The organism is Thalassoglobus neptunius (assembly GCF_007859735.1).
In the GTDB taxonomy this organism is placed as follows: Bacteria; Planctomycetota; Planctomycetia; order Planctomycetales; family Planctomycetaceae; genus Thalassoglobus; species Thalassoglobus neptunius.
The window spans coordinates 22,125-33,699 of sequence record NZ_SIHI01000037.1 but is presented as its reverse complement, the minus strand read 5'-3'; the positions used below and the strand labels follow the sequence as shown (position 1 = coordinate 33,699).

Annotated in this window: 6 protein-coding genes and 1 pseudogene; 2 read left to right on the top strand and 5 right to left on the bottom strand. The window is 52.8% G+C overall.

Features of this window, described 5'->3' with window-relative positions; all coding sequences use genetic code 11:
* Positions 1-88: pseudogene (locus tag KOR42_RS27930) on the bottom strand (DUF1684 domain-containing protein); the annotation flags it as partial.
* Between the two features lie 337 nt (positions 89-425).
* On the opposite strand from KOR42_RS27930, the gene KOR42_RS21885 reads away from it, so the two are divergent.
* The gene (locus tag KOR42_RS21885; RefSeq protein WP_146511972.1) at positions 426-806 is read left to right on the top strand and encodes a hypothetical protein; all 381 of its coding nucleotides are present in this window, start codon (positions 426-428) and stop codon (positions 804-806) included.
* Positions 807-861: 55 nt separating this feature from the next.
* On the opposite strand, the gene KOR42_RS21880 is transcribed toward KOR42_RS21885, so the two are convergent.
* The 3 genes from KOR42_RS21880 to KOR42_RS21870 all read right to left on the bottom strand — a co-directional run bounded on the left by KOR42_RS21880 (position 862) and on the right by KOR42_RS21870 (position 4,412).
* Positions 862-2,352, bottom strand: coding sequence for a sulfatase family protein (locus KOR42_RS21880; RefSeq protein ID WP_146511971.1), 1,491 nt, complete (start codon positions 2,350-2,352; stop codon positions 862-864).
* Between the two features lie 64 nt (positions 2,353-2,416).
* Entirely contained in the window at positions 2,417-3,196 is a 780-nt protein-coding gene (panB, locus tag KOR42_RS21875; RefSeq protein WP_146511970.1) for a 3-methyl-2-oxobutanoate hydroxymethyltransferase, read from the bottom strand.
* A gap of 217 nt (positions 3,197-3,413) precedes the next feature.
* Positions 3,414-4,412, bottom strand: a complete 999-nt coding sequence (locus tag KOR42_RS21870; RefSeq protein ID WP_146511969.1) for a quinone oxidoreductase family protein — start codon at positions 4,410-4,412, stop codon at positions 3,414-3,416.
* Between the two features lie 565 nt (positions 4,413-4,977).
* Between KOR42_RS21870 and KOR42_RS21865 the strand changes: the two genes are divergently transcribed.
* Positions 4,978-6,213: an outer membrane protein assembly factor BamB family protein gene (locus KOR42_RS21865; RefSeq protein WP_146511968.1), complete on the top strand. Its 1,236-nt coding sequence runs from the start codon at positions 4,978-4,980 to the stop codon at positions 6,211-6,213.
* Positions 6,214-6,502: 289 nt separating this feature from the next.
* Here KOR42_RS21865 and KOR42_RS21860 read toward each other — a convergent pair whose 3' ends face one another.
* Entirely contained in the window at positions 6,503-11,320 is a 4,818-nt protein-coding gene (locus tag KOR42_RS21860) for a hypothetical protein (protein WP_231741071.1), read from the bottom strand.
* Positions 11,321-11,575 lie beyond the last annotated feature (255 nt).

Here is an 11,575-nt window from a genome sequence, read left to right as displayed (position 1 = left end):
CATCTGAGGGACAACCATCTGAGGGACAACCATCTGAGGGACAACCATCTGAGGGACAACCATCTGAGGGACAACCATCTGAGGGACAACCATCTGAGGGACAACCATCTGAGGGACAACCATCTGAGGGACAACCATCTGAGGGACAACCATCTGAGGGACAACCATCTGAGGGACAACCATCTGAGGGACAACCATCTGAAGGTCAACCATCTGAAGGTCAACCGGGAGAAGGTCAACCGGGAGAAGGACAGTCCGGGCAGAGTACCGAAGGAGGAGATTCGAGTCAGAGCAGTGAGCTCGGTTCCGGTTCTCAGGATGGGTCTTCGCGAGGAGGTGGAGGAACAAATGCAGGACAGCGCTCCCCTGATTATGGAGAACAGGGAGACGCTTCGCCCGAGCCTTTGACTCCGGAACAAGCTGACTTGGAGAATCGAAAACGAGCTACGGAACTGGCACTGAAAAAACTTCGAGAACGACTCTCACGAGGAGAGAAGCCCGAAGATCTGCTGGAGAATACGCAGTTCACTCCGGAAGAACTGGATCGTTTTCTGGATCGGCTGGAGCAACGCCTCGCAGATCCGGGGACAGATCAGTCTCCGGATTCGCAGGCGCAGCGGCGTCAATTCGAAACCCTGTTGAGAGGAATCGACTATCAATCCTCAGGAGAGCGGCGAGATGGCGGCGATCAGGAACGAGACGCCGCCCAGGGATTTGGCAGTTCAAACCGACCTGTTCCGCCGGAGTATCGACTCGAAGGGGAATCCTTCCAGAGACGCCTTTCCGAACAGGGTTCGAAGAAGTAAGACTCAGTCGAGGAAACGATTGGGTGGCTGTGGGGAATGTAGCATCTGACAGATGTTATTTTCCTTCCCGCCACCAGCGTTTCATCTGGTCGATGTTCTTTTGAATGAGCGGAAGTCGTTCCGGTTTTCTGTTGGTCATCGACTGAAGGTAGACTGCCATGTCGCTGTCGTACATTTCCATCGGTTCAACTTCCTGACCATGATCGCCGGTCTCTTCGATCCACTGATCAAGCAAGCCGCTCATCTCTCGCAGTTGCGATTGATATTCCGCGGAATCGGCGAGGTTGTTGAGTTCCCAAGGATCCTTCGCAAGATCGTACAACTCTTCCTCCGGGCGAGTCTCTGAAAACAAGAGAGTTTCCTGGAGTGCATTGAGTTTGCCAGCCTGATGCCATTCCCGAAGAGCCTGGTAAATCTCCTTCTGATCTTTGTAGACGTTAGGGAGCAGGTGCGGTCGCTGCGGGTATCCGTTCCGGATGTACTTCATCGATTGAGTGCGGACGCTTCGAATTCGATCGTAAGTCTCGTCACATCGGTCTCTCGCTGAAACGACGTACTCACGAGGGCTGGCGTCGGGGCCAAAGAGCGGACGAGCTTCCATGTGATCGGGAATAGTAACTCCCGCGAAGAACAGCGTGGAAGCGGCGACATCAATATGTGCCACCATTTCGTCGCGTTCGATGCGAGCGTCGATTCGACCGGGGCCGTAGACGAAGAAAGGCACCATGACACCTTCGTCGGTGCAATACTGCTTTCCGCGAGCATGACTGACGCCGTGATCGGTCAGAAAGAAGATAATCGTGTTTTGCAAATCTCCATCTTTAGCAAGCCGATCGACGATCGCTTCAACTTCTCGATCGACGAGTGTGAACGTATCGAGGTAAGCAGCCCAGTCTTCTCGGATGACCGGGTGATCCGGGTAATACGGCGGCAGGGTTACATCGTCGACGGCAACGTGCGGAATGTCTTTTGACTTGCGTGCTTGCTGCCTCGCTTTTCCCCCGAGCAACATCACCTGTGCAAAGAATGGTTGCCCCGGTTCACGACCGCTCCAGTCGCTCGAATCGTAAACGCTTTCGTCCCATTCGAAATTGTAATCTGACTTTCCGAGTCGTCGTGCAGGAGATGCTGATGCGGCTGTTGTCGCTGTCCCGAGTGACGTGAAGTATCCCGCCTCTTGAAGATATTCCGGGATCATTCGGACATGATCAGGCAGATGTATTTTTTCGGTTCCACGTCCACTGCGATGGTGATGTGCACCAATGGATGTCTGATACATCCCGGTAATCAGCGAGGAACGTGATGTTGAACAGACCGGCGCGGTGACGACGGTATTCGTGAAGACTGTACTTTCAGCGGCAAGCCGGTCCATCGTCGGAGTGTCGACGAGAGATTCTCCGTTGAATCCGTAATGCCGAGACTGATCGTCGACAAAAATCCAGAGGATGTTCGGACGTTCCTGAGCAACGACATGTTTCGAGGCCCAACCGGTCAAGACAATCACACAGAGGAATAGTGGTGAGGCGCTGGTCCAGATTCTTCTCATGTCAGGCTCGCAAAGAGATTGGGGGAGGGAATGAATTCGTAGAAGTCAAAACTCGGAATGAACGCTATTTGTGGCTGTGAGCGTCGTCCGGGAATTGACCTTCCTGAACTTCTGTCATGTACTGTTTCGTCGCTTCCACAGCGAGTTTTTTCAGGTCGACATACTTCTTGACGAATTTCGGTTGAAACCCGGAAAGGCCGAACATGTCAGGGGTGACGAGAACCTGACCATCGCAGCCAGCTCCGGCTCCGATTCCGATTGTCGGAATCGAGAGTGTGTCTGTGACTTCCTGGGCGATTTCGGCAGGCACAAGTTCAAGAACAACGGAAAAGGCCCCGGAGTCTTCAGCAGCTTTTGCGTCTGCGAGCAGCGCTTTCGCGTCTCGTTGAATGGCAGACATCTTCCCGAGTTTATGAACCGATTGGGGACGCATTCCGACATGAGCCATTACGGACAGGTCACAATCCGCAAGTCGAGAAATCGTTTTGGACTGATTGATTCCCCCTTCAAGTTTTACAGCCTGAGCACCGGTTTCTTTCAGAATTTTTCCGGCATTGCGAACGGCCTGACGTGAGCTGACCTGATAACTCATAAACGGGAGGTCGACGATGACAAGTGTCTTCGGAGCACACCTCGCTACGATTTCGCCATGGTAGATGATTTGCTCAAGTGTGACGGGAAGTGTCGTTTGTTTCCCTTGCACGACCATTCCTAGTGTGTCACCCACGAGAATGGCATCGATTCCCGATTCCTCCAGGATCGTTGCCCAGAGAGAATCATAAGCCGTCAGCACGGAGAGCTTTCGGCCTTGGGACTTCGCACGCATGAATTCAGGGACAGTCATGACTTCTTTTTCTTTTCAGTAAAGGTCTTTTCAGTAGCGTTGATTGGGTGATCCCTGGCGGGATGATTTGAAATGGTTCCGGTCTCTGCGAATTGGCTGACTTCTGCATAAACGCTGAGTCAGGAACCGTGTGACCGGAGCGTTCGTTCAGTCTCACGTGCGATTCATTCGCATCCAACTAAACAATGTCCTCGCGGGAGACGATTCGATAAATACGTCAAATCTCAATAAGAATCTTCCCGGTCAGGGTGTGAGTTTTCCCAAGAGTGTTGTCTTCCTGCAATTGATGTGCACTCGAGACATCGTCGAGTGAGAATGTTTGACCGATGATCGGCTTCCACTTTCCTTCTGACCACATCGAATTCATTCTCTCCGCGCAGTCTCGCTGTTCCTCAGCACTGGCGTTGAACATTGCGAATCCAATCATCTGCAGGTCGCTCACATAGAATGGACCGAGAGGAAACTGAGGTTGAGCTTCGCGCCCAGCCATGAGAATGATTCGACCACGTTTTTTCATCACTAGAATCGCCATTGGAAGATTCGGTTCTCGTTGAGTCTCCCACCAGATATCGAAGCCTCCAGTTGACGCAGATGCGTCGCGCAACTCGTTCTCCAGTTGTTCGGACCGATAATCGAGGACAACATCCGCCCCGAGTTCACGGGCAAGCTTCTGTTTCTCTTCGGCCCCGGCAGTCGTGACGACCTTCGCTCCGGCCGCTTTGGCGAACTGAATCACCATCGAACCGACTCCGCCTGTTCCGCCGTTCACGAAGACCGTTTCCCCCGACTGCAGTCGACCATGCAGAAACAACCCGAGTTGGGCAGTGATTCCGGTCAGTGCACCGGCTGCGGCGTCCTGATCACTCATCTTTTCGGGCGTGTGATAGGCCCACTTCTCGTCGACAGCCACTTGCTCTGCGAGCGTTCCTGGTTGTCCGAACAGTCCCTGATTACTTCCCCAAACACGATCTCCGACCTGAAATCTGGTGACATTCGGCCCCACTTCTTCGACAGTTCCCGCGAAATCACATCCCAGAATGAGCGGAAATGGACCGGGAACTTCGATCGCCCCGCTGCGAAAGTAGGTATCGATCGGGTTCACGGCGGAGTAAGCGATCTTTACCAGGATTTCGGTCGGACCGCAGGATGGGCTGGGAACTTCACTGACCTGAAAAACATCCGGGGTTCCAGGTTGTTGAATGACTGCCGCTTTCATAGGTGCCGCCTGTCCTTTCATTCGATAGAGACGATCCGATCTCGTCCGATTGCGATTTCGTGAGGAATTCGGGAATATCAATTTTATGGAGTTGGTGTCGAATAGAAACAGTCTTCGCTGGAATCGCAAGCAAGAACGTCATCCGTTCAGCGGGGAATCTGTAGGTCATCTGAGTCCGGTTGTTCGAATCGATCCGAGAATTCCAGTTATGCGCTGCTTGTAGAATCGATTCTCCCGGAGACATCCACATCACTTGAGCAAAGCTCTTCGGGCTGGGGCAAACAAATCGATGTGGACGACAAAGAATCGACGATTAGAGCGAAAGAATGGCGGATCTCTCGTGCGTTTGCATCGAGTCAGCTGTTACATTATTCAACAATCAGCGTTGATGAGCGTACTCTGGCGACTGTCCAGAGCCTCAGCCTGATTGGTTGTCTGCCTGCGAAACTGGAAGGCTTCTGACTTCAGGCGACATTCAACGTTCCAATCGAGAATCCTATTCTGGGATGGATATTGATTCTGACTGTTCATTGCATTTCGTTGAATCACACCTAAGGCCTCCACAATGACGAAGCTTACGCGACAGGTACTTCTGGTCGCCGTTCTGCTCCTCGGCGGAAACTCCCTGAACGCACAGACCCTTGAGGGAATGCCAAAGGAAACTGAGTTGAACCGCTATGGTTTGACGCTGGCTTGGTGGGGGCAGGCGATCAACGACGCCCGACGGAACACCATTCTTCATGTCACCTCCGATGAACAAAATGTGTACCTGCAGTCGACCTCCGGGATTTTGACGACATTCAACGGGGAAACCGGTCGGAGAATCTGGTCAACACTCGTCGGAGTCGCTGATCAGCGGTCTTTTCCGACCCAGTCGAACGAACGCGAGCTGCTCGTCGCCAGTGGGATGCACGTGCACTCATTCGACAAACTCAACGGAGAACTGCTTTGGGAATTGCGGTCTCCCCAGTTTCCATCTGCTTCCCCGACAGTCAGTGACACTCAAGTGTTCATCGGGACTGTCGAAGGAAGTGTGTACGCTTTCAATTTGCGAAAGGTCCGGGAACTTCACCAAGAGAACTTGCTGCCACGCTGGTCTCTGATGTCCCGAGAGTGGCGATTCAAAACTCCGAAGCGAATCATCTCTCCACCAATTCATTCGGGCAACACGGTTCTCTTTGCCAGCGAACGCGGAACGGTTTACGGGTTGTCCGATCTGAATAAAGAACTGAAGTTCCAGTTCGAGACCGATGCACGAATCACCACTCCACTTGGAAGCATTGGTGAGTACGTTCTCGTGGCGGATGAAAATTCTCGCTTGTTCTGCTTGAACCAGTCGAACGGACGAACACGATGGACGTTCTCAAGCGGCTCGATCATGAATCAGCGACCGACCGCAGTCGGAAATCATGTTTACATCATTCCGAATCGAAAAGGGATGTTTGCTTTGTATCTGGAAAGTGGTCGCGTTCTTTGGAATCAGCCACAAGCCACCCAGTTCATCAGTGCCAGCGACACACGGGTTTACGCGTCTGACTTCAACGGGAACCTGCTCATCTTAAACCGTGAAGACGGAACTGTGATCGGCAAAGTCGCGATGCGTGATTTCCCGAATCGCGTTGTGAATGAACGCACAGACCGAATTGTGGTTTCAAGCTCTGGAGGGCTGGTACTGGGAATTCGTGAAATTCAAGCTGAGTTCCCAATCTTTCATGCTCATCCTGAGCGTCGACCAATTCTTCCAGAAATGGCCTCAGACGACGAGCAGGCCGCTGATGAAGCTCCTGAGCCTGGAATTTAGAGCATTTTCTCGGGGTTGCGGTGAAACGCACGAGCAATTGAACTGTCTATTGGCATCAGCAAGTTCGTGTGGCTGCAAAGATTTGATGGAAGCAACTGAGTTGTCTTCCCGGTGATCACAGCTCCTCTGGCATCTTCTCTCGCCAGAGGAGACTTTGGACGACAAACGCTCGAACCGTAGATCTTGATATCGCAATGCAGCGGTCGGGGCTGTTACCGCTCTGTCGATGTGACCGCACTGCCAAACTGTTGGAGAGTCCGCTTCACTGGTTTCGAATTCAGCTTCGAAATCAGTGCAGTCGCGTCACCTTGACGGTTGCCGAGAAGGCATCCTCTCTTCGTGATTCTGCGGTCGTGATTGCGAGAACTTTCTCGTCGAATTGGGGACTCGCGTTTCTTGGATAGAGGAATGAGTGCACGACAATTCCCGATTCCACAATGGTCACTTCGTGGTCGACTCTCTCGTGAACAAACGAATTCCGGTCGTTCAGAATTCGCGCCGAACCGATTTCAATCCGGAGATCTTTGACTGCCTCGAACTGGCTGGCGTCGACCGGTTCAAGGTGAACTTCGTAAATCTGCCGACCATCTTGGACCGTATAGGCATTCCAGAAACGGCACTCAGGAACGGCCCCGTCTCCGATCACGACTGTCTGGTTCGCCGAGGACGCTTGTGACAGGCTTGATAAGCTCAGAATCTGGTCGGGAGGTGTCCGAGTCATCTTCCACCAGCTGTGAATGTCGATTCCGCGGTTGCTCGGCCATGGATCGAGGAGGGCTGTCCAGCCGGGAGCCCCGAACTGCGAATTCGACTCAATGCGGACTCGATCGGGGATGTAACCGTTTTGTCCGATCGCCTGGAATTCGAATTCGATTTCTTCTGGTCGCTGGACGACGCGCTCGCGCTCAGCGTGATCGAGCATGATTTGGATTTCACAGCGAACTTCCCCGTTGGACGGAGTGCCCAACATGGACGCATCGGCCCGCAAAATTGTCGGCAGAGTTCGTGGGAGATTTCGATCAAGAGCGATCGACGGAGAACGACTGGAGCGGTCGAAGTCTCGCTCGACATCGAGCTTCTGAGTTTCCCAATTCAAGCTGAATTCCAGCTGATCGCCGGGTGAGACGCGAAACCGTTGAGGCTCGAACTGTCCGAATTTGACGACATATTCTTTGTCGATTTCGAGGTTTCTGACCGTTTCGCCGAGTTCGAAGCTTCCGATTGCGACACCTTGAGAGGTCTCGACGGTGAACTGTCGTGGCTTCAATTCCGAAGCGATGACTTCCTGCAATTGACGGACCCGAGGATCTGCCTGACTGGAAACGTTTTCAATTCGCACGTTCAGCCCATCGGGACCGAAGATGCTCTCCAGCGTTTGGAATTCTTCGGCTCCTTCCTGAAAGTCCAGAGCCAGAATCACTGCGCTGATGTGATCGTTTGACAGATAATTCCTGACGCTGGCTGCTCGATCGTCCAGCTTGTTCTGAAGATCGCGGACCTGCCGAGGAGTCCAGCTGTTCAGCTGTGAAGCGGAGAGAATGTTCTCGACCTTTCCGAGATCGCGGGGGGCTCCATCCGTGATGACGCACACCAGTCCGCCTTCATCACCCAGCTCTTCGAGTTCCTTCGCAGCTTCAACAATCCCCTGTCCAAGCGGAGTCGAACCGAATGGGGGAATGTCGCGAAACTGTCGAATGACTTGAAGAAAATCGTCTCGACCAACTTCGAGTCGTCGAGGAGCAAGTTCTGCGCGGGCGTCGTCGAGTGGGTCTCGGACCCGCGATAGGGCTTGCGAAACGTCTTCGACGGTCTGATTTCGAAATCGGGCTGCGAAGTTGACATAGCTTTCGTTGACACCTTGCGCCCCGATTCGATGTCCGTAAATGACCAGTCCCACTTTCGCCTGATCTGAGATGATCTGTCCACCTGTTGCCTGCGATTGGGTGATGATTCCCTGCAGAGCGTTCAGGGCAGCGACATCGCGGTCTTTCTCCTGCATGCTGAATGACCAGTCGAGGACGAACATCACTGGACGCACATCTTCTCCCGTGACTCTCAACGTCGGAGGAGCCAACTGAGCGATGAATTCCTGATGAGTTTCTCTCGCGGGGCAGGGGTCGATCGTCAAAGACGGAGTGCGGAAAGCTGTTCCTCGATAAAACACACCGGTGAGATACCTGAGCGGCTGACAGTCATCGCCCGCCTCTTGCTGTTGGCGTCTGATCTCAATAGGGCTTGAGACTTCTGGAGACTTCAAATCCAACGCAACTTGCGAGGGGATCACTTCAATATCTGCACCGTCTGCTGTTTGCGCGGTGACAAGATTGATGGCCATGGTCCCGAGATCGGGAGGTGGATTGTCGACGGTGATGTTCCACGTCGCAGTGATTTCGTTCTGTTGATATGGAAAACGCATCGATCCCAGTTCGGGGAGATTTTCTGTGAGAGACCATCCGTGGCAGGCTTTCAGGCGATCGGAACGTTCTTGAACGATTGCGTTCTCATCCTGCATTCCTCCCTGTTTGAGCAGACGTTCTGCCTCTTCGATCCAAAACTGTGTCACCCGGTGGAACCATTTGTCTTGATCACGAATGGTGACCCGACTCGGATCGATCCATTCTTTGCCCAGTGAATCCTGCAGAATCCACTGGCTGAGGATGGCCCGATCCGCCTGAAGCAGTGCCGTTCGCAATCCGGAAACGATCGCCAGTTGTTGCGTGATTTGACGATGTAGATCAATGAGATCGTAGTCGCTGTCAGACAGAAATCGCGAAGCGAGATCCGCCTTCAAGAGCTTTAAGGAGTATTGATCCATCGTTTCACTTGAGCGTGAATGCGCGATTCGAACAAACTCCCGACACTCGGCCCAATGGTCGATCACTGCAGAGCTGAGATCATCGAGACGACGAGGGATTGCGATTGGGGAGTCTTCATTCTGTAAGGCGATCCAGGCGGTTCGAACTGTGTCTTGTTCGGTTTCTGATTCGTCTTCATCGGGGAGAACCGTTGCCAGGCAGTCATGAATTCGAAGAGCCCACACCGATTCCCAGAGGACGTCTTTCTTCCACTGAGCGAGTGCGCCGCTGTTGTCGCCGGGTTTGTCTGCTTCCAATTCGTCAGTGTCATTGACTTCAGAAATCGGATCGAATCCCATTTCGAAAATCTTCGTTCGAAGTGAACTCTCAAGGACAGGTGCCCAGCGGAGGCTGCGAGCCTGTTGCCACTTTTCGACCGAACTGCCCGGTGCAGGTTGGTTGAGAAGACCCTTCGACATCGTTTCAACAGCCTCACGAGCATTGTGAAGATCTTCGTAGGCTGTCTGCAATTTCTGAGCAGCATTTGAGAGTTCTTGAAGGTCCGCAAACGGAGCGCTCGTGAGTTGCAAGTGCAGAGTCAGCAGTGTTTCTAACCGGGTGAAGAGTTGGACACAGGCCGCCTGAAACCGTTCTGTATCGTTGGGTGCTTCAAGGGTCGCTGTTCCGTCTCGATCCAAAATTGCCGCGATGAGCCTTGCCTGGTTCGCGGGCTGTGTTCCGGGAGCCGTCGCTGCCCAATGGGCGTAGTTGTCGACTTCGTTCAGAACTTCTCGCTCCAGCTTGGAGGCCCGGACCGACCAGCGGACATAGTCTTCGATTTGTCGGTTAAGAAGTAGTGCTCGATCACGGATTGCTGTTCGTGTCGAACGTGTTGGGCTGCCACTCTTTTCATTGAGAAAAATCAGGTCTTCCGATTCGAGGAGCATCTGTTGGACAGACAAGACGAGGTTGGAGAGATCTTCTTGACAACCGAAGGTGAGTGCCGCGACCTGTTCGATTTGACGACGTGCATCCACGATTTGTTGTTGTTCCGAGGCTGTCGGACCGATGGTTGAAGTCGCCTGAAATGGGTACTGCTCCAGCGTCTTTTTCAGAATCGCTTCGGCTGCGATTTCAGTCGCATTCAGATCCGTCAACTCAGTGAATGCCCAGATGGATGACCAATCGTCAACTGTCGAGCTTTCCGAGAGCAAGTCCTGCCGGGGGAGTTGCAGCTTCAATGAAGGATTAGACGTCGCATTCGTTTCGAGCGCTTGAAGCGAGTCGATGATGCGATCAAATTTTTCCTGCAAGTCGTTGACGTGACCGGTTTGCAAGTATGTTTGAGCCTGCCGAATTTGTGCGATCGTCGATTGCCAGCGAATTGGGTCAACCAGTCGTTGGCTTGAAACCTTATTGAGTCGATCCCATAGCTCAGCAATTTGTTGTTGAACTTTGGAAATCTGTTGAAGGTCTGAGGGGCTTGCTTCTCGTGGGATCGGTGGAGGTGGAGACTTGAGTACGACAAGTTCTCCGAGCGGCGTCTCCTGGCTTTCTTCGCCGGAATCTAGTGAATCAATCGGTGGGAAAATCTGGACGGTTTGTCCGGTGAAATCTCGGCGAGTGGACACGAGACTATTAGTTTGAGTTGTGATGAAATCGAGGACTTCATTCACAGTCAATTGTCTGTCTTGGTTCGAATCTGCCGCTGACGAAAACGCCTGTTCGACGATTCTTTCGAAGATGGTTCCCCCCCAATCGGGGAGACTCGCTGGCCAGCTTTTTTCAGTCGCTCTTGTCGAGACGACAACGATCGTATTTGGAATTTCGGCAGCCCACGAGAATTCGTCTTCGCGAGGTGATTCGCCAAAGAATCCCCATCTCCAGTCTGACTCAACGCTGTTGTAGTCGATGAAGACCAGTTTGAGATGATCCTGCTCAAACTCGGACAGTTGAGTCTTCAAGTCCTGAATTGCTTCATCGGATCTGAAGGGATCCAACCCGTGAATTCGGGCAGATGTCGGACGTAGATAGATGACCGCAACTTCCTGTATGGCTCGCCCCACTTCTTCCAGTGGAACGACATCAGGCACTGATTGAACGTGTTTCGTGAAGTGGTTTCCGACGGTGAAGTAATTGGATTCGGATTGATTGTCGGGGAACTCAATGGAGACGGAAGACTCTTCTGACCGGTTGCTGGTTGGGTCGATCACTGTGAAATGAGTATGGACTCGGTCAGCCCGTCGCCAAAGCAGAACAGCAAGGACGAATAGCGCCAACAGAGCGATACTTGCGCCGATGAGTCGCGGCATTCGCCTATTAGTCGAATTCTTCCGGCCTGCGCGGGCGGTCTTCTGAGATCTCCAGTTTCTGCGTGCACTGGGGGAAGAGGAAGATGAAGCAGGAGGAGGAGACGATGAGGGTTTTCCGCCTCGCCAATTACGCTTTCCGGAAGAACTCATCGTGAACCTTTCCTACTGCCATGATTCCAACAACCATCCTGCAACTTGAGAATCATCGATCGCTCGAGACCGATGATGTCTTCAACCCGCGATTGAGTTTCGCTC